Annotated in this window: 15 protein-coding genes and 1 tRNA gene; 10 read left to right on the forward strand and 6 right to left on the reverse strand. The window is 65.7% G+C overall.

Going from position 1 to position 19495, the window contains the following annotated elements; all coding sequences use genetic code 11:
* Positions 1 to 67: 67 nt before the first annotated feature.
* The 3 genes from E1J61_RS07570 to E1J61_RS07580 all read left to right on the forward strand — a co-directional run bounded on the left by E1J61_RS07570 (position 68) and on the right by E1J61_RS07580 (position 1352).
* Positions 68 to 679, forward strand: coding sequence for a glutathione S-transferase N-terminal domain-containing protein (locus E1J61_RS07570; RefSeq protein ID WP_010812311.1), 612 nt, complete (start codon positions 68 to 70; stop codon positions 677 to 679).
* 56 nt (positions 680 to 735) lie between these two features.
* A complete protein-coding gene (locus E1J61_RS07575) occupies positions 736 to 1224 on the forward strand; it encodes a ClpXP protease specificity-enhancing factor (protein ID WP_133093480.1) in 489 nt (162 codons plus the stop codon).
* Positions 1225 to 1276: 52 nt separating this feature from the next.
* A tRNA-Thr gene (locus E1J61_RS07580) sits at positions 1277 to 1352 on the forward strand.
* 89 nt (positions 1353 to 1441) lie between these two features.
* Here E1J61_RS07580 and E1J61_RS07585 read toward each other — a convergent pair.
* The gene (locus E1J61_RS07585) at positions 1442 to 2476 is read right to left on the reverse strand and encodes a Zn-dependent oxidoreductase (protein WP_133093539.1); all 1035 of its coding nucleotides are present in this window, start codon (positions 2474 to 2476) and stop codon (positions 1442 to 1444) included.
* A 65-nt stretch (positions 2477 to 2541) separates the two neighbouring features.
* Positions 2542 to 3750 (reverse strand): D-mannonate dehydratase ManD, encoded by a 1209-nt coding sequence (gene manD, locus E1J61_RS07590; protein WP_133093481.1) that lies wholly within the window; start codon positions 3748 to 3750, stop codon positions 2542 to 2544.
* A gap of 270 nt (positions 3751 to 4020) precedes the next feature.
* On the opposite strand from manD, the gene E1J61_RS07595 reads away from it, so the two are divergent.
* From E1J61_RS07595 to E1J61_RS07605, 3 genes are read left to right on the forward strand one after another with little or no spacing between them, the layout of a single operon-like run.
* The gene (locus tag E1J61_RS07595; RefSeq protein ID WP_133093540.1) at positions 4021 to 5484 is read left to right on the forward strand and encodes a mannitol dehydrogenase family protein; all 1464 of its coding nucleotides are present in this window, start codon (positions 4021 to 4023) and stop codon (positions 5482 to 5484) included.
* A 21-nt stretch (positions 5485 to 5505) separates the two neighbouring features.
* Positions 5506 to 6525 carry a TRAP transporter substrate-binding protein gene (locus tag E1J61_RS07600; RefSeq protein WP_133093482.1) on the forward strand — a complete coding sequence of 340 codons (1020 nt, stop codon included), beginning with the start codon at positions 5506 to 5508 and terminating at the stop codon, positions 6523 to 6525.
* A gap of 39 nt (positions 6526 to 6564) precedes the next feature.
* Positions 6565 to 8433: a TRAP transporter large permease subunit gene (locus E1J61_RS07605; RefSeq protein ID WP_207951187.1), complete on the forward strand. Its 1869-nt coding sequence runs from the start codon at positions 6565 to 6567 to the stop codon at positions 8431 to 8433.
* A 54-nt stretch (positions 8434 to 8487) separates the two neighbouring features.
* On the opposite strand, the gene E1J61_RS07610 is transcribed toward E1J61_RS07605, so the two are convergent.
* Positions 8488 to 8676, reverse strand: a complete 189-nt coding sequence (locus tag E1J61_RS07610) for a DUF1484 family protein (protein ID WP_133093484.1) — start codon at positions 8674 to 8676, stop codon at positions 8488 to 8490.
* Between the two features lie 584 nt (positions 8677 to 9260).
* On the opposite strand from E1J61_RS07610, the gene E1J61_RS07615 reads away from it, so the two are divergent.
* Together E1J61_RS07615 and E1J61_RS07620 are read left to right on the forward strand one after the other, a co-directional pair.
* The gene (locus E1J61_RS07615; protein WP_133093485.1) at positions 9261 to 11990 is read left to right on the forward strand and encodes a UPF0182 family protein; all 2730 of its coding nucleotides are present in this window, start codon (positions 9261 to 9263) and stop codon (positions 11988 to 11990) included.
* A gap of 371 nt (positions 11991 to 12361) precedes the next feature.
* On the forward strand, positions 12362 to 12814 hold the full coding sequence (locus tag E1J61_RS07620) for a PA2169 family four-helix-bundle protein (RefSeq protein WP_133093486.1): 453 nt from the start codon (positions 12362 to 12364) through the stop codon (positions 12812 to 12814).
* A 98-nt stretch (positions 12815 to 12912) separates the two neighbouring features.
* On the opposite strand, the gene E1J61_RS07625 is transcribed toward E1J61_RS07620, so the two are convergent.
* Positions 12913 to 13407 (reverse strand): M48 family metallopeptidase, encoded by a 495-nt coding sequence (locus tag E1J61_RS07625; RefSeq protein ID WP_133093541.1) that lies wholly within the window; start codon positions 13405 to 13407, stop codon positions 12913 to 12915.
* A 49-nt stretch (positions 13408 to 13456) separates the two neighbouring features.
* Positions 13457 to 13675: a hypothetical protein gene (locus E1J61_RS07630; protein ID WP_133093487.1), complete on the reverse strand. Its 219-nt coding sequence runs from the start codon at positions 13673 to 13675 to the stop codon at positions 13457 to 13459.
* Between the two features lie 137 nt (positions 13676 to 13812).
* Here E1J61_RS07630 and ettA point away from each other — a divergent pair, with 137 nt between their 5' ends.
* On the forward strand, positions 13813 to 15480 hold the full coding sequence (gene ettA, locus E1J61_RS07635; RefSeq protein ID WP_029048366.1) for an energy-dependent translational throttle protein EttA: 1668 nt from the start codon (positions 13813 to 13815) through the stop codon (positions 15478 to 15480).
* A 103-nt stretch (positions 15481 to 15583) separates the two neighbouring features.
* Here ettA and E1J61_RS07640 read toward each other — a convergent pair whose 3' ends face one another.
* The gene (locus E1J61_RS07640; RefSeq protein WP_133093488.1) at positions 15584 to 16729 is read right to left on the reverse strand and encodes a metallophosphoesterase; all 1146 of its coding nucleotides are present in this window, start codon (positions 16727 to 16729) and stop codon (positions 15584 to 15586) included.
* 284 nt (positions 16730 to 17013) lie between these two features.
* On the opposite strand from E1J61_RS07640, the gene E1J61_RS07645 reads away from it, so the two are divergent.
* Positions 17014 to 19308, forward strand: coding sequence for a carbohydrate-binding family V/XII (locus E1J61_RS07645; RefSeq protein WP_133093489.1), 2295 nt, complete (start codon positions 17014 to 17016; stop codon positions 19306 to 19308).
* Positions 19309 to 19495: the final 187 nt, after the last annotated feature.

The raw sequence follows: 19495 nt of genomic DNA on the forward strand, positions 1-19495 counted from the left end.
CCGCTTTTGGCAGAATGGCAGACCTTACCGTCCGACCCAGCTCCGGCTAAGCCCAAGGAATCCAACCATGATGGTGTTGTATTCGGGTACGACTTGCCCGTTTTCCCAACGTTGCCGCCTTGTCCTGTTCGAAAAGGGCATGGATTTTGAAATCCGCGACGTCGACCTGTTCAACAAGCCCGAAGATATTTCGGTGATGAACCCCTACGGCCAGGTACCCATCCTGGTCGAGCGCGACCTCATCCTGTATGAGTCGAACATCATCAACGAATACATCGACGAGCGCTTCCCGCACCCGCAGCTGATGCCGGCCGACCCGGTCCAGCGCGCCCGTGCCCGACTGTTCCTGTTCAATTTCGAAAAGGAACTGTTCACGCACGTGTACACGCTCGAGAACGAAAAGGGCAAGGCCGCGGAGAAGAACCACGAACGCGCCCGCGCCGCGATCCGCGACCGTTTGACGCAGCTCGCGCCGATCTTCGTCAAGAACAAGTACATGCTGGGCGAAGAGTTCTCGATGCTCGACGTCGCCATCGCGCCGCTGCTGTGGCGCCTGGACCACTACGGCATCGAGCTGTCGAAAAACGCCGCGCCGCTGTTGAAGTATGCTGAACGCATTTTCAGCCGTCCCGCGTACATCGAAGCGCTCACCCCCTCCGAGAAGGTGATGCGCCGCTAATCGGCACCGGCCCGAAGGCATCCGCCCTCGGGCCACCCGGCGCCACTGGAAGCACAATGCCTGAAACCTCCACCAAGCCTTACCTGATCCGCGCCATTTATGAGTGGTGCACGGATAACGGCTTCACGCCGTACATCGCCGTGTTCGTCGATGCCAACACCAACGTGCCGCGCGAGTTCGTCAAGAACAACGAGATCGTGCTCAACGTGAGCTTCGACGCCACTAGCGGCCTGGATATGGGTAACGAGTGGATCACCTTCAGTGCGCGCTTTGGCGGTGTCTCGCGCAAGATCGACGTTCCCGTCGAGAACGTGCTGGCCATCTACGCCCGCGAGAACGGGCAGGGCATGGCCTTCCCGGTCGAACGCAGCGTGCCGGAAACGCAGGCCGCCACCGAGCGCGAAAACAACCCGCCGCCCAAGCTGGCCCCGGTGGAAGCCGAGACCCCGGCCACCACCGCCGACTCCGACCCGGGCGACGACGAAACGCCGCCCCCGGTGCCTCGCATCGGCGGCAAGAAGCCAGCGTTGAAGGTGGTGAAGTAAGCCATCCCCAAGTGGGCTGCGATGCAGTAGAATCGCGGTCTGCACCAGACATGCCGGCTTAGCTCATCAGGTAGAGCAGTTGATTTGTAATCATCAGGTGGCGGGTTCGAGTCCTGCAGCCGGCACCAGGAATATAAATGGCCTCCCGATTCGGGAGGCCATTTTCATTTGGGTAGTGCATTAGCAACATTCGACGATATCTAAGATTGGCGGCATATCAGGCAGGCTCGCCAAAGTCGAGCAATATCTTGCAGCTCTCGCGCGGGTTGTGTTCGGCAAGGTCCAGGGCATCGGCGACATCGTGGAAATCGATCCGATGCGAGACGATGCAGCCGGGGTCGACCAGCCCCTGGGAGATCCAGTCGATCACGGTGGTAAACATGTCGCAGTTCAGGCGCGAGGCATAGAGCGAGAGTTCCTTCCGGGTCAGCTCCAGTTGCGGAACGGCCGATGGCGTCGCGGAAAAGCCCAGTATGCCGATGCGTCCTGCCGGGGCGGCAATGCGCACGGCTTCCTCCAGGATCGATGGGTGGCAGACGGCGTCGTAGATAAGTGTCGGGCCCTCTGCCACGCCGCGTTTTGCAAGGGCCTGTCCGATGTCCTCATGTGAGGTGTTGATTACGTCGTCCGCATCGGCGCCGCAATGGCGGGCCAGCGCCAGCCGTTCGTCAAGGTGGTCGGTGATCAGAACCCGTGCACCGTAGACGCGCTTGAGTACTTGCAGCAGGTTCAAACCGATAGGGCCGGCGCCATAGATCAACGCGATGTCTTCGCGCAGCACGCCTGTGCGGTGGGTCATGTTTGCCGCGACGGCGAAGGGCTCGATCACCGCCGCGCTCGTCGCCGCCAGGCCAGCCGGCACCGCGTAGGCATTGCACGCCGGCACGCAGGTGTATTCGCTGAAGCCGCCGTCACGGTGCACGCCGATTACCTGCATGCGGCTGCAGACGTTGCGCCGGCCAATGCGGCAGGCGTGGCATTGGCCGCAACTGATGACCGGATCCACCACCACGCGTTCGCCGATGCGCTGCGCGCTGATGCCCGCGCCGACAGCGTCGATATGACCCATGAATTCATGGCCGATAACGCGGGGATACGCTGCGAACGGATTCTTGCCGTGGAAGATGTGCAGGTCGGAGCCGCAGATGCCGGCATAGCGCACGCGCAGGCGGACTTCGCCGGGGGCGGGGGTGGGGATGGGCCTTGCGCACAAGGACAGGCCGTGGGGTTGGTTAACGACGATGCTCAACATGTTGGGTGCTGGTGGCATGGGGGACGGCATTGTGTGGAAGTGAGCGTCATCTATCGCGTGCCAGGCTACCAGTTCCACATCGCTCCATCGCGTAGCCTTGCCACAGGCAGGTAGGCACGCTCATACGGGTACCTGGCGGCCAGCGCTTCGTCGATGTCGACGCCAAGTCCAGGCACCTCGTCCATGACCAGATGGCCGTCCGCAAAGCGATAGTTGTGCGGGAACACTTCGTCGGTCAGCGCGTTGTGCGGCATCAGTTCCTGGATGCCGAAGTTCGGCGCCCACAGCCCGAAGTTGACCGCCGCCGCCATGCACACCGGCGACAGGTCGGTGGCGCCGTGGAATCCGGTGCGCACCTGGTGCATCGCGGCGAAGTCCGCGATGCGCCGCACATGCGTGATGCCGCCGGCATGGACGATGGTGGTGCGGATGAAGTCGATCAGCTGGTTGCCGATGAGGTCCTTGCAATCCCAGATCGAATTGAAGACTTCTCCTACCGCCAGCGGCGTGGTGGTGTGCTGGCGGATCAGGCGGAAGGCGTCCTGGCTTTCGGCCGGCGTGGCGTCTTCCAGCCAGAACAGGCTGAACGGCTCGAGTGCCTTGCCAAGGCGGGCCGCTTCGATCGGCGTCAGCCGGTGGTGCGCATCATGCAGCAGGTGTGGCCCGAAGCCGATGGCATCGCGCACCTTGCGGAACAGTTCCGGCGTGTGGCGCAGGTAGAGGGCAGTGTCCCACGGTTCTTCCGGCGGGAGCCCCTTCTCCGCGGGTTCATAGTGGCCGGCTTGCTTGCCCACGCCATACACCTTGGAGAGTCCCGGCACGCCGGATTGCACACGGATCGCCTTGAAGCCCTCCTCGATATGCCGGTGGACGGCATCGACGGCTTCCTCGTGGTCGCGGCCATTGGCGTGCCCGTAGACCAGCAGCCGTTGCCGGCTCTTGCCGCCGAGCAGCTGGTACACCGGCATGTTCGCCAGCTTGCCGAGGAGATCCCACAGCGCCATGTCGATTGCGGCGATCGCGGTCATCGTGACGGGCCCGCGCCGCCAGTAGGCGCCGCGATACAGGTACTGCCAGATGTCTTCGATGCAGCGCGGGTCGCGGCCGATCAGGCAGGGGATGACATGCGCGTCGAGGTAGGCGCTGACCGCAAGCTCGCGGCCGTTGAGCGTGGCATCGCCAAGTCCGTAGACGCCCTGGTCCGTCATCACCTTGACCGTGACAAAGTTGCGGCCCGGACAGGTGACTATGGTTTGTATCCGTTCGATCTTCAAGACGTGCTCCGGCAGTTGTGCGCTTCCCACTGCTGCGTCATCGCATGCGGGGTGCGCACGGGCATGACCGTATGGGAAGGATGCGAAGCAGGTTACCGCGCGAAGGGCGGGGCGGATACGAGCGGATTCTGCAGCGGGAAAGCGCATGGGCTGCACAAATCTTGCGAAACGGCTGCACGTCTGCAGCATTTCTCAATGGTACGTTTTGCCATGGTCAACAGCACGGATGCCACGCACGATGCCGCAATACAAACGATCGAGGGTCAGGGCATGAGGCTGGCGCAGCGTACCGTCTGCAGCGCCGACGCCGCCGTGCAACAGCCCGGCTACGAGCGCAGCCGTCTGTCGCGAGGCGTGGTGCATATCGGGCTCGGCGCCTTCCACCGCGCGCACCAGGCGCTGTACACCGAGGCAGCGATCCATGATGGCGACACGCGCTGGGGCATCGTGGGCGTCAGCTTGCGGGAACCGCGCATGGCGCGCGCGCTGACTGCGCAGGATTGCCTGTACGCGGTCATCGAGCGACAGGGTGCCGAGGCCACGGGGCGCATCGTGGGGGCGCTGGTGCAGGCCCTGTATGCGCCGCATGCACTGGAGCAGGTGATCGGCGCCATCGCCGATCCCGCCGCGTCGGTCGTGACCTGCACCGTGACTGAAAAAGGCTACCACCGGCATCCGTCGACATCCGACCTCGACACCAGCGATCCGGATATCCGTCATGACCTGGCCCATCCCGAGGCGCCGCGCAGCACGCTCGGCGTGCTGGCGGCGGGGATACGCCGCCGGCCGTCCGGCGCGCCGCTGAGCATTGTCTGCTGCGACAACATGGCCGACAACGGCGACACGCTGCGCAAGCTGCTGACGCAGTACGCGTCGCAGGTCGATCCGGCGCTGGCCCGGCGTATCCACGATGAGGTGGCGCTGCCGAACACCATGGTCGACCGCATTGTGCCGGCCGCGACGCCAACGTCGCTGAACTGGGCGCAGCAGCGCCTCGGACTACGCGATGAAGCCGCCATTGTCTGCGAGCCGTTCACGCAATGGGTGATCGAAGACCGCTTCGCCGGAGCGCGGCCCGCGTGGGAGGCTGGCGGCGCGCTGATGACCGGTGATGTCCGGCCGTTCCAGGCCATGAAGCTGCGCATGCTGAACGGCACGCATTCGGCGATCGCCTATGCCGCGCAGTTGTGCGGCATAGAAACCGTGGCCGGGGCGATGGCCGATCCGGTCCTCGGTGCCTTCGCGCGCGGGGTGATGGAGGACATGCATGCCACCGTCACCGCGCCGCCGGGGTTCGACGTCGCCCGCTATGGCAATGCGTTGCTGTGCCGCCTGCGCAATGGCGCGATCTCGCATCACACCGCGCAGATCGCGATGGATGGCACGCAGAAGGTCCCGGTGCGCTGGCTGCCGGCCTTGCGCGAAAGCCTGGCCGCGGGCATCGAGCGGCCATGCCTGGAGCGTGCGCTGGCGCTGTGGCTCCACTATCTGCGCTGCGACATCAACGAGCGTGGCGAGCCGCTGGTCGCCAGCGATCCCGGTGCGCCGCCGCTTGCCGCAGCGCTGCGCGGCACGGACAGCGATGCGGACGCGGTGCGCCGGGCCCTGGCGCACGGCGCCGTATTTGGCGACGCCCCGTGGCCGCAGCAGTTCCGGCGCCGGCTTGCCGCACACCTGACGGTATTGCGCGAGCGCGGCGCGGCAGCACTGCTGTCCTTCCCGCCCACAACTTGAACAACAGGAGACAAGCACATCATGGCCCATCGGTTCACTCGCCGGCAGTTCGGCGCACTCGCCGCCGGCGGACTGGCGCTGGCATTGCCCGCGCGCAACGCGTTCGCCCAGAACGCCACCATCAGGCTGAAGTACGGCACGGCCTTCCCGGCCGACCATCCGGGCACGCTGCGCATCAAGGAGGCCGCCGAGGCCATTCGCCAGGACACCGGCGGCAAGGTCGACCTGCAGGTCTATCCCAATAGCCAGTTGGGCAGCGAGCCGGACATGGTCTCTCAGGTCCTCGCCGGTGCCATCGACTTCATGTCCACGGCCAGCACCAACCTGCAGACACGTGTCCCGGCCGCCAGCATCAACGGTGTGGCCTTTGCCTTCAGGGACTACGCCGCGGTGTGGGCCGCGATGGACGGCGGACTGGGCGCCTATGTCCGGGGCGCGCTGGGCAAGGTGAACCTGCACGTGTTCGAGAAGTGCCTCGACAACGGCTATCGCAACATCACCTCCGCTACCCGCCCGGTGAACACGCCAGCGGACCTGAAGGGGTTCAAGATCCGCGTCCCGGCGATCCCGCTGTGGGTCTCGATGTTCAGGATGCTGGGCGCGGCGCCGACGGTCATACCGTTCGCCGATCTCTATTCGGCGCTGCAGACACGCGTGGTGGATGGCCAGGAGACGCCGCTGTCGCTGATCCGCAGCGGCAAGCTGTATGAAGTGCAGAAGTTCTGCTCGATGACCGCGCATACCTGGGACGGCCACTTTATCTTCGGCAACGCCAGGAAATTCCAGGCACTGCCGCGCGAGGTGCAGGCTTCGCTGACGACACGCTTCACCACCGCGGCGCTGAAGCAGCGCGAGGATATCGCGCGGGTCGACGTCGAGGCGCAGGCGGAGATGACCCGGCTTGGCATCAAGTTCAACCAGCCGGATCCAGCGCCGTTCCGCAAGCTGCTGCGGGACGCGGGCTTCTACGCCGAGTGGCGCAAGAAGTTTGGCGACGAGGCATGGCAGATGCTGGAAAAATACACCGGGCCGCTGGTCTGAGGCAGGCACCATCAAGCCGACATGCAAGAGGAGACAAAGATGGAGCACACCGCCGAGACCCTGGACCGGCCCGCCAGTACCCCCTCCACGGCCAGCGCACGCTGGAGCCGCGTCCTGGCCCGCGTGGTCGAGGTTCCGGCCGCGCTGATCGTCGTGGCCGAGACCCTGATCCTCGGGGGAGGCGCGTTTGCGCGTTATGCCTTGCATGCGCCGCTGCCCTGGACGGAGGAGCTCGCCGGCATCCTGTTCCTGTGGCTGGCGATGCTCGGCGCCATCATTGCCCTGCAGCGCAGCGCGCATATGCAGCTCACCACCTTCATCAGCAAAATGCCGCCGCACCGGCGCGCATGGCTGGATGCCTGTGGCATGTGGATGGTGGTGGCGTTCCTGTTGCTGCTGGTGCGGCCGGCTTGGGAACATCTCGTCGAACACGTGGACGTGCTGACGCCGACCCTGGAGGTCAGCGAAGCCTGGCGCGCCGGAGCGGTGCTCGCCGGCACCGTGCTGATGCTCGTGACCGCCGTGATCCGCCTGCTGGAGCGCGCCAGCCGCAGGCAGGCGGCCATCAGCGGCTTGCTGGTCGGGCTCGGTGCCGGCGTGTTGTGGCTGCTCTCGCCGGTGCTGATGGGGTTGGGCAATGCCAACCTGGTGATCTTCTTCCTGCTGATGCTGGTTGGCTGCGTCGCCATCGGCGTGCCCATCGCCTTTGCCTTCGGGCTCTCCACGCTCTGCTATCTGGCGTTGTCCACGGCCACGCCGCTGTCCATCATCCCGAACCGCATGCAGGAGGGCATGTCGCACCTGATCCTGCTGGCGGTGCCGCTGTTCATCTTCCTGGGCGGGCTGATCGAAATGACGGGCCTGGCGCGCGCGATGATCCAGTTCCTGGCCGGGCTGCTTGGCCATCTGCGCGGCGGGCTGCAGTACGTGCTGCTTGGCGCGATGTATATCGTCTCGGGCATTTCCGGTTCGAAGGCTGCCGATATGGCGGCGGTCGCGCCGGCGCTGTTCCCCGAGATGAAGCGGCGTGGCGCGAACGATGGCGACCTGATCGGCCTGCTGTCGGCGTCCGGCGCGATGTCGGAGACGATCCCGCCGAGCATCGTGCTGATCACGGTCGGGTCGGTCACGGGCGTGTCGATCACTTCGCTGTTCATCGGCGGGCTGATGCCGGCGCTGGTCGGCCTGGCGATGATGGCGCTGGTGGTCTGGTGGCAGACGCGCAAGGAGGACATGCGGGGCACGGCACGCCCATCGGGCCGCGCGTTGCTGCGATTGCTGATGGTGGCACTGCCGGCGCTGGCGCTGCCGGTCATCATCCGCACCGCAGTGGTGGAGGGCGTGGCCACTGCCACCGAGGTGTCGACCATCGGCATCTTCTATGCGGTGCTGGCCGGTGTGCTGATGTATCGGCAGTTCGACTTCCGGCGTATCTATCCGATCCTGATCGATACGGCGGCCTTGTCTGGCGCGATCCTGCTGATCGTGGGTTGTGCCACCACCATGGCGTGGGCGCTGACGCAGTCGGGATTCGCGCAGGACCTGGTCCGCGTCATGTCCGGTGTGCCAGGCGGCAAGACCGGCTTCCTGCTGGTGTCGGCGCTGGCTTTTGTGATTCTGGGCAGCCTGCTGGAAGGCATCCCGGCCATCGTGCTGTTCGGGCCGCTGCTGTTCCCGATTGCCAGGCTGGTCGGCGTGCATGAGGTGCACTACGCCATGGTGGTGATCTTCGCCATGGGGCTGGGCTTGTTCGCGCCGCCCTTCGGGGTGGGCTTCTATGCCGCCTGCGCCATCGGGCGCGTGTCGCCGGACGTTGCCATGCCGCGGGTCTGGCCGCATATGGCGGCATTGGCCGTTGCGCTGTTGCTGCTGACGCTGGTGCCGTGGTTCTCGATCGGGTTCCTGTGAGGGAGGCTTCCCGGCGTCGCAGTCATCAGCGCTTTTGCCGGGAAGCCATTCCCGCTATGCTGCAAGCAACTCATCGGCCAACACACCTTCCAGCTGCGTCTTCACCAGCGCCAACAAGCAAAACCCACTAAAGCAGGCTTCTGACCGCTCACTATGCTGTTCTAGCAGTGCGAGCACGCCTTCCAACCCAGCCAACACCGCCCCAAGGCTGTACTGCAACGTGGACAAATGAATTTCCGACATAGGACCTCCCATCGTTTGATGAAGGTCTGCCGCACAGCCGTGAAGGGGTGGCGGCAGGCCCGACAGCGAGGGTGGAACTCCGGTGCATACACTAAGCCGGCCAGCCTTGCGGCTGCCTCGTGTCGGCCCGCCATGGATGACAAGCGCGTACGCGAAAACAGGCGGCGTCAAGGACGCCGGCCTGTCATGTTTGCACTCGGGGTTCCACGCCCGGTCATCGTTGTGTGCGATGACGGTGCCAGTCTCTCGCGCCGCTATCAACAGCGCGATAAGACACTTCGCATTCCCATACGGACGCCGCATCCTGCCTGAGCGCAATCGGCCAGCAAATAGCCAAACGCCGAAACACCCTCGCTCATCTTCCGATTTGTACTGCGCGTCCTTGTACGTGGGCAGAAAGTCGAAGACGGGCACATCGCGGAGTCAGCCGGCGCGCTGGCGTCTTTTGCATGGCCTCCTGCGAGTGCAGGGCTCGCTGTCACCCGATCGCCTCGCCTACAATGAATCAGACTGCACAATTCGACCCGGACCCATCGCACAGGCAAGCAGGTCACGGACGACAGTGCGGCAAAGGAGCATGATCGATGCGCTCGCCAGCGATGGATGCCACGCGCCTGAGACGCCCCGCGACCTGGGTAGTGGCCGTCATCGTCGCGCTGGTCGCTGCCGGGCGCGTCAGCGACCTCATCGTTGACTGGCTGTGGTTTACCTCCGTTGGCTACGCCGGGGTTTTCCGCACCATATTCTCGACCCAGGCGGTGCTGTTGCTTGCCGTCTTCGGCGTGTCGGCGGGTGCGATCTGGGTATCGGGCTGGCTGGCGCACCGCTGCGCGAGGCAGGCGCAGGCCTGGACGCCGGAGGCCCGGGGCGAACCGGTCGGCGAGATGGCGATGCGCCTGCCCTGGCGCGCCGCCATTGCCGGCGTTGCCGTCTTTGTAGGGCTGCTGATGGCCGTCGGAGAGCTGTCGAGCTGGGACACTGCGCTGCGCTACATCAATCAGGTTCCATTCGGAAAGTCCGATCCGATCTTCGGCAAGGACATCGGCTTCTACTTCTTCTCGCTGCCTGCGTATCTGGCACTCAGGAACTGGCTGCTCCTGCTGCTGGGCTGCTGCGCAGTGATTGCCGGCGCGGTCTATGGGTTGCGCGGCGATATCGCGTTGGTCCAGCCGCCGCGCGGGCTTTCAGCGGCGGCCGCTATCCATGCTGCCGCGTTGCTGGGCTTGTTCTTCGCGTTGCAGGCGTGGTCCTACTGGCTTGACCGCTACCTTCTTCTCTATGGCGACAACGGCGTCGTGGTCGGCGCGAGCTATACCGACATCCATGTGGGGCTGCCGGTCCTGTGGCTGCAGTGCAGCCTGTCTGCCGCGGCTGCCGCCGCTTCATGGGCCTATCTGCGCTGGCGGGACTACCGGGTGCCTGCGGCCGGGGCAATCCTGGTGGCCGGCAGCGCGTTCCTGCTCGGCACGGTCTATCCGGCGCTGTTCCAGCGATTCTATGTCAAGCCCAACGAACTGCAACTGGAGACGCCGTACCTCGAACACAATATCGCGCTGACACGTGAGGCCTATGGCGTAACGCAGATCAGGGCAAAGCCGTTCCCGGTCGAACAGAACCTGAATCTTGCCTCACTCCAGGCCAATCGCCCGACCATCGACAATATCCGCCTGTGGGACCTGCAGCCGCTGCGCGATACCTATGCGCAGCTGCAGGAGATCAGGACCTATTACAAGTTCCTCGCGACGGATATCGACCGCTACCAACTCGACGCCGGTTACCAGCAGGTCATGCTGTCGGCGCGGGAGCTGGAGCCGGCGCTGATCCCGCCCAATGCCCAGACCTGGGTGAACCTGCATCTCTTGTTCACCCATGGCAATGGCGTGGTCATGTCGCCGGTCACCGAGAAATCCGCCGAAGGCCTGCCCTTGCTCTATCTGCATGACATTCCACCGCTCTCAGACCGCGGCCCGGTCATCCACGAGCCGCGCCTCTACTTCGGAGAAGGCGGCAAAGGCTATGTCATCGTCAACGGCAGTGTGCCCGAGTTCGACTACCCCAAGGGCAAGGACAACGTCTATACGGCCTACCGCGGGCGCGACGGCATCGACGTCGGCAGCCTGGCGCGCCGGGTCCTGTTTGCCTGGCAGCTCGACGATCCCAATATCCTGCTGAGCGGCTACATCACGCCGCAGAGCCGCATCCTGCTCCATCGCAACATCCGGGACCGGGTGCGCACGATTGCCCCGTTCCTCATCCTCGACCGCGACCCCTATATCGTGGCAAGCGACGGGCGCCTTTACTGGATCCAGGACGCCTACACCACCAGCCGCTGGTTCCCTTACTCGCAGCCTGGCACCGGCCACGCCGACAACTACATCCGCAACGCAGTCAAGGTAGTGATCGATGCCTACAACGGCACGGTGGACTTCTACGTCAGCGACCCCGCTGATCCGATCCTGCGGGTGTACCAGCGCATCTTCCCGGGCATGTTCAGGCCGCTGGGCGCAATGCCGCGGGACCTGCAGCGGCATATCCGCTACCCGGAAGACCTGTTCCTGGTCCAGGCGCAGATCTACCGCGCCTACCACATGGAAGCGGCGGAAGTCTTCTATAACCGCGAGGATCTCTGGGAGTTCCCGCGCCAGTTGTCGGGCATGAGCGCAGGGAACACGCCCGCCGCGCGGATGATGCCCTACTACATGATCCTGCGGCTGCCTGAGGAAGCGAGCGCCGAGTTCGTGCTCATGCTGCCGATGGTGCCCAGCCAGCGCGAGAACATGATCGCGTGGCTCGCGGCGCGCTCCGATCCGCCCAACTACGGCAAGCTTGTCGCCTACACCTTCCCCAAGGAGAAGCTGGTCTACGGGCCGTTCCAGATCGAGGCGCGCATCCAGCAGAATACCGAGATCTCGCAGCAGATTTCGCTGTGGAACCAGATGGGCTCGCGCGTCATCCGCGGCCATCTGCAGGTCGTGCCGATCGAGAATTCCATCCTCTATGTCTCGCCGCTCTACCTGCGCGCGGAGTCCGGCCAGTTACCCGAACTGAAGCGGGTGATCGCCGCCTATGGTGATCGCGTTGCCATGGAGGACACCCTGGGCGCGGCCCTTGCGGCCCTTTTCGGGGGATCCGCCCCGGTGGCGATATTTGAGCAGGGCGCTGCGAACACCCGTGCGCGCGAGGCACTCGCGCACTATGACCGCGCCATCGAGCGCCTGAAAGCAGGGGACTGGGCCGGCTTCGGCGCGGAACTCGATGCCTTGCGGCCGCTGCTTGAGGCGCTCGGGGGCGGGGGTGCCGACAGGCAAAGGTGAACAGCCCGTCTAAGGCTCCGCTGTCGCCGCCCTCTGGGGGAGGGGGGCGCTGCACGAGGGCCGGCCAGAGTGCGCCGGGCTGAAGGTGTGGGTGGCGCATGATCCGCTTGTACTCCTGCTGCCGCTCAAGCATAGCCCCTTGGGATCGTGGCGCCGGCGCCATCCCGCCGGGCTTCAGCCATCTCCTATCATGTAGTCACGCCTTACCTCTGAACGAGCAGGCAAATGGGGCCCGGCGCGAACCAGCTGATTCATGTCGATGGCGTCTGCGACGCCGCTCTCACGGCCGGTTACGCGGCGGCGGTTCCTCCTTTGGCTTACCTGGCGGCGCCAAATCTGCGCGTCGCCTGAATGCGTGTTGGGAGAATGCCATGGGCGACAACCAGCAACAAACTGTCTTGGCGCTGAACCAGCTGATCGAAGCTGGCAAGGACAGCGAACTGGCCTGCATGAGCGGTGCCGGTGAAGTGCGCGATGCACAGCTTCGCGACATCCTGACCGCTACGGCGGACACCTACCGGGCGTCGGTGAAGGAATTGCAATCGATGGTCAGTGCCATGGGCGGCCGGCCGACCGACCGGGGCACCATGAATGGCACGCTGTTCCGTGGCTGGATGGCGTTCCGTCACATGCTGCAGCCAAACAACGACGACGCCGTGCTGGGAATGTGCGAGCACGAGGAAGATGCCGCCAGGCGCGAGTATCAGTCCGTCATGATGAAGACACTGCCACCCGATGCCAGCGCGACACTTCAGCGCCAATATGACGCGTTGAAGCGGCAGCATGAGCGGATACATGCCATGCGCGGCATGCAGGTTCATTGAGGGCTCGCAGTCACACCAAGCGGAGGTGCATTACCGCCGCGTTGCCGGCGGTAATGCGACTTCGCCAATCCGGCCGACGATTCGCGAAGAAGCTGTAACTAGCTTCCCGCCTTGTCCAGTTCGCGCCACGCCAGCCACAGGCGCGTGTCGAATTCCAGCTGGTGGTAGCGCGGCTCCATGTGTTCGCAGAGCCGGTAGAAGGCCTTGTTGTGGTCGCTCTCCTTTAAGTGCGAGAGCTCGTGCACGACGATCATGCGCAGGAATTCCGTCGGCGCTTCCTTGAACAGCGACGCCACGCGGATTTCCTTCTTGGCTTTCAGCTTGCCGCCCTGCACGCGCGAGATCGCGGTGTGCAGGCCCAAGGCCTTGTGCGCCGAGTCGAGCGTGGCATCGAAGCCGACCTTATGCAGCGGCGGCGCGCTGCGCAAAAATTCCTGCTTCAGTTCGGTGGCGTAGTCGTACAGCGCGCGATCGGTCTGCACGGTATGGCGGCCGGGATAGCGGCGGGCGAGGTGGTCGCCCAGGCGGCCGGCGGCGGCGAGTTCGCGCACCTGGTCGAGCACTTCGGGCGGATAGCCGCCCAGGAAGCGCATCGGGTCCTTGCCGGCGGGGCGCCAGGTTTCCGTCACTGCTGCAGCCTGCTTAGTGGTGATGGTGATGCATCCAGCTGTTGTCCAGCGAGTTCACGAAGGACTCGACTGCGTCCTTGTCGCCGGTGGCGTGGCGCATCATCTCGCCGCACTTGCAGAAGCCCTGGTACGGAGTGATGTGCGAGCACGCGGACGTCTTCTGCAGGTACAGGGTGACGGGTTTTGCGCACTTCTTGCACTTGAACTTCAGGGTCAGGGCGGGTCTGCTCATGGCGATGGCTCGGAAAATCAGCGGAAAGTCGAACCCGCCATTGTACCGGCGGGGGCCAAAGCTGGCTGGGGCCGGCAGCGCGCGCCGGCGTGCCTGATACACTCCCGCCATTCCCGCACCAACACCAACACGCACCCATGGCACAGTACGTTTTCACCATGAACCGCGTGGGCAAGATCGTTCCGCCCAAGCGTCACATCCTGAAGGACATCTCGCTGTCGTTCTTCCCCGGCGCCAAGATCGGCGTGCTGGGCCTGAACGGCTCGGGCAAGTCCACGCTGCTCAAGATCATGGCCGGCCTCGACAAGGAGATCGAGGGCGAGGCCACGCCGATGCCGAACCTGAACATCGGCTACCTGCCGCAGGAGCCGCAGCTCGATCCCGAGCAGACCGTGCGCGAATCGGTGGAGGCGGCGCTGGGCGGCGTGTTCGAGGCGCGCAAGAAGCTCGATGAGATCTACGCCGCCTATGCCGAGCCGGACGCCGACTTCGACGCGCTTGCCGCCGACCAGGCCAAGTACGAAGCCATCCTGGCCGCCAGCGATGGCAACAACGTCGAGCTGCAGCTGGAGATCGCCGCCGACGCGCTGCGCCTGCCGCCGTGGGACGCGAAGATCGGCCACCTGTCCGGCGGTGAAAAGCGCCGCGTGGCGCTGTGCCGCCTGCTGCTGTCGCGCCCCGACATGCTGTTGCTCGACGAACCGACCAACCACCTGGATGCCGAGTCGGTCGACTGGCTGGAACAGTTCCTGACGCGCTTCCCGGGCACCGTGGTGGCCGTGACCCACGACCGCTACTTCCTCGACAACGCCGCCGAGTGGATCCTGGAGCTGGATCGCGGGCAGGGCATCCCCTGGAAGGGCAACTACAGCTCGTGGCTGGACCAGAAGGAAGCGCGCCTGAAGCAGGAAGAGGCCAGCGAGTCGGCGCGCCAGAAGGCCCTGCACAAGGAACTGGAGTGGGTGCGCCAGAACCCCAAGGGCCGCCAGGCCAAGTCCAAGGCGCGCCTGGCCCGCTTTGACGAGCTCAACAGCCAGGAATACCAGAAGCGCAACGAAACCCAGGAAATCTTCATCCCGGTCGGTGAGCGCCTGGGTAACGAAGTGATCGAGTTCGACAACGTCAGCAAGGGTTTCGGCGACCGCATGCTGATCGAAAACCTGAGCTTCAAGGTGCCGCCGGGCGCCATTGTCGGCATCATCGGTCCGAACGGCGCCGGCAAGTCGACGTTCTTCAAGATGCTCACCGGCAAGGAACAGCCGGACAGCGGCGAAATCAAGATCGGGCCGACCGTGAAGATGGCGTTTGTCGACCAGAGCCGCGATGCGCTGGACGGCACCAAGACCGTATTCGAGGAAATCTCCGGCGGCGCCGACGTGCTGACCGTTGGCCGTTACGAAACCCCGTCGCGCGCCTATATCGGCCGCTTCAATTTCAAGGGCGGCGACCAGCAAAAGCAGGTCGGCACGCTGTCGGGCGGCGAACGCGGCCGCCTGCACATGGCCAAGACGCTGATCGCCGGCGGCAACGTACTGCTGCTGGACGAGCCGTCGAACGACCTCGACGTGGAAACGCTGCGCGCTCTGGAAGATGCGCTCCTGGAGTTCGCCGGCTGCGTAATGGTGATCTCGCACGATCGCTGGTTCCTGGACCGGATCGCGACGCACATCCTGGCGTTCGAGGGCGACTCGCATGTGGAGTTCTTCCCGGGCAATTACCAGGAATACGAGGCGGACAAGAAGAAGCGGCTGGGTGAAGAAGGGGCCAAGCCGAAGCGGATTCGGTACAAGCCGATTGCGCGGTAAGGTACTGCTGAGTGTGAAAGAGAACCAGGCCTGCGGGCCTGGTTTTTTTATGGCTTTTTTATGGCTGTAACGCTCGCGAGCGCATTGGCGATGCTGCTTAGTCCTACGCCCGCACCAGCCGCAACCGCGTAATCTCCGAAGGCGCCCCGAACCGTTTCGGCGGCCCCCAGTACCCCGTCCCCCTGCTCACATAGACCCACATCGCGCCATGCCGCACCAGCCCCGCGGTGTACGGCTGCTGCATCGGCACGAACAGGTTCCACGGCCAGAACTGCCCCCCGTGAGTATGCCCTGATAGCTGCAAGTCAAAGCCAGCCTCCGCGGCGGCGGCGGCAGTGCGTGGCTGGTGCGCCAGCAGCACGCGCACGCCGGCCTGCGCCGGAGCGCCGGCGATGGCGCGGTGCGGGTCGCTGCGGTGGCTTTCATGGAAGCGGCCGGCGGAGTAGTCGGTCACGCCCGCCAGCACCAGCGGCTGCCCACCGTGCTCCACCACCACGTGCTCGTTCATCAGCACGCGCAGGCCGAGCCGGCGCAGTTCGTCGATCCATGGCTGCGCGCCGGCGTAATACTCATGGTTGCCGGTGACGAAGTAACTGCCATGGCGCGCCTGCAGCCGCGCCAGCGGCGCGGTATGCGCGGACAGTTCGCGCACGGTGCCGTCGACCAGGTCGCCGGTGATGGCCACGGCGTCCGGCTGCAGGCTGTTAACGCGCTCGACGATGCGGTCGAGGTAAGGCCCCTTGATGGTGGGGCCGACGTGGATGTCGCTGATCTGCGCGATGGTGAAGCCGTGCAGCGCCTCGGGCAGGTCGGCCACCGGCACGTCGACCTCGACCACGCGCGCCACGCGGCGGGCGTTGATATAGCCGGCCAGCGTGACCAGCAGTGCCAGCAGCGGCACGGCGAGGGCGCTGCCCGATGCCAGTCCGGCGGCCTGCCAGCCGAGCAGCTTGCCCGCCAGCCAGGCGGCGGCCAGCGCGACGTCGCGCGCCAGCGTCAGCACCAGCAGGGATGAGAAGAATCCCATTGCCAGCATGCCGATCCAGGAAATCCGGTCCGCCCACGGCTGGCTGAAGCGCCGCGCCAGCAGCCCGGCGGGCAGCAGCGCGCAAGACAGGGCGAGCCAGACAACAGCAAGCATCTTGACCAGCATCGGCACGGGCATTGCCGGCAAGAGGCGCAGCCCGATGTAGGCGTGCAGCAGCGCCGTGATCAGCGCGGCAGTCAGGATCGTGGTGCGAGGAGGCATGGGGCGCGGCAATAGCCAGGGAAACACTAGAGATGAGGCCGTGGCGCGGTCGCTTCAAGGGCGGCGGCTGGTGGCTGGCGCAACGGCGCATCGCGCCTCGGTGTCTTCCTGACCACCAGGCGCCGCAGGGGCGGTGCATCATGCACGCAGACGGCCCGATCTGTCTTTTTTTGCAAGCGCCCTGAATGTTTTCAAATGCGATTGTTCGCCTGTCCGGCCTAATTTAGATTGCCAGCATGGGCCGCCTGCTGTGCTGCATCGTGCCCTCCACGCTGGAGAAAGCCATGCCTTTTCGCCTCAAGCAGACCAGCGCCCTGATCGTGGCGGCGTGGCTTGCGCTCGCGCCCCTCGCGCCGCAGGCCGCTACGCCACCGCAGCCAACCGCCGCAGCGCTGGCCTGGCCGCGCAATTTCGACGCCGCCAACGACCATGTCGAGCTGTACCAGCCGCAGGTCGAGACATGGGACGGCAACCGCCTGTCGGGCCGTGCCGCCGTGGCGGTAGGCGAGAAGAGCGGCTCGCCTACCTACGGCGTCGTGCATTTTTTGGCCACCGCCGATATCGACAAGCCGTCCGGGCTGGTGCAGCTGAGTGCGCTGCGCATCGAGAGCGTGGAAGTCCCCACCAGGCCGGACGCCGCCGACCGGGTGCGCCAGGCGCTGGTGTCCCGGCTGCCGGCCAACGGCCTGACGGTGCCGCTGGACCAGTTGCAGGCCAGCTATGCCGTGTCACAGCAGCTGGCCCGCGCCGGCCGCGTGCCGGTCCGCAACGACGCCCCGCAGATCCTGTTTGCGACCACGCCGACACTGCTGGTGCTGGTCGACGGCGACCCCGCCTGGCGCGCCGTTGCCGGCACGCAATATGAACGCGCGCTCAACAGCCGCGCCCTGCTGCTGCGCGAGTCGGGCGGCGAGCTGTACCTGAAGGCCGCTGGCTACTGGTACCGCTCGGAATCCGCGGGCGGCGCATGGGAGGTCATGACGACGGTGCCGAAGGCGCTGGAGCATGCCGCCACCAAGGCCGCCGCCGGCATGAAACCGGACGCGATGCTGCCCGCGGACGGCAAGCGCCCGGCGCGGGCGCCGGCCATCGTTTTCGCCACCCGGCCGACCGAGCTGGTGATCACCAGCGGCGCGCCGCAGATGACGCCGGTCAGTGGCGTGGGCCTGCTGACGGTCTCCAACGCCGATCACGCCATCTTCGTCGACCCGGCCACCAACCAGTATTACGTGCTGGTGTCAGGCCGCTGGTTCCGCGCGCCGATGCTGACCGGGCCGTGGGAATACGTGCCTGGCCGCGAGTTGCCGGCCGACTTTGCCAAGATCCCGACGACCGATCCCAAGGCCAACGTGCTGGTGTCGGTGCCGGGCACGCCGCAGGCGCGCGAGGCCGAGATCGCCGCCACCATCCCGCAGACCGCCACGGTCTCGCGCAGCAAGGCCAGCCTGAACGTCGCCTACGACGGCGCGCCGCGCTTTACGCCGATCACCGGTACCTCGCTCAGCTATGCGGCGAACACGGGCACGCCGGTGATCGAGGTCGATGCCAGCCACTACTACGCGGTCGCCAATGGTGTCTGGTTCGCGGCGCCCGCACCGTCGGGACCGTGGCGCGTCGCCACCGAGGTGCCGTCGGCGATCTACACCATCCCGCCGGCCTCGCCGCTCCACTACGTGACCTATGTACGGATCTACTCGGTCACGCCTGACACCGTCGCGGTCGGCTACACCCCCGGCTACATGGGCGTGGTGGTCAGCCCCGACGGCACGGTCGTGTACGGCACCGGCTACGTCTATCCGGCCTACGTCGGCGCGGTCTACTACGGCTACCCGGTTACCTATGGATACGGCGCAGGCTTTGGCGTCGGCATGGCCGAGGGGTTTGCCTTCGGCTTCGCCGCGGGTGCGTTCTGGGGTGCGGCGTCGCCGTACTGGGGACCGTACTGGTGGGGCGCCCCGTTTAACTGGAACTACGTCAATGTGAACCAGGCCAATTTCTATGGCCGCTGGGGACAGGGGACGGTGACGCATGCGCAAGGCTGGAATGCCTGGACCGGCACCGAGTGGCGCGGCAGCGCGGCCTCGGGCTTCAACCCGGCGACCGGCGCGCGCTACCAGGGCAGCCGCGGCGCGGCGTTCAACCCATATTCCGGCAACTACGCGGCCGGCCACCAGGGCTCGTTCGCCAAACCGTCGACCGGCCGCATCGGCGCGGGCGAGGCCGGTATTGCCGGCAACACCCGGACCGGCGCGCACACCGCCGGCAGCCGCGGCTTTGTCGCCAACCCCGGCAAGGACAACGCCCTGGTGTGGAACAACGGCAACGTCTACGCCGGCCACGACGGCTCCGTGTACCAGCACACCGACGACGGCTGGCAGAAACACACCGCCGGCGGCTGGGAACCGGTGCAGCCGAACAACGACGCCACCAGCCGGCTGGAGTCGCAGCGCCAGGCACGCGAGGTCGGCCAGCAGCGCTGGCAGGGCATGGCGCAGCACTGGCAGGGCGCAGGGCGCTTTGGCGGCGGTGGTGGCGGTGGCTTCCGCGGGGGCGGCTTCCATGGCGGATTCCGGCGCTGAAGCGGTGGCCGGACAACTGCCGCCAGCCCGGTCCCGGCTGTCGAAATGAGTAAACACGGGCACAAGAAAGATTGAATTGGCGCGTCCATGGGCGCGCCTTAACCTGCCTGAACAGGCACAGGATCGGCGGCGGGCGCCGCTGCGTCCGGCATCGGGGGCGGCCATGGTTGCTGGCGGAGGAGGCTTT

It is taken from the genome of Cupriavidus sp. L7L (genome assembly GCF_004353535.1).
GTDB lineage: Bacteria > Pseudomonadota > Gammaproteobacteria > Burkholderiales > Burkholderiaceae > Cupriavidus > Cupriavidus oxalaticus_A.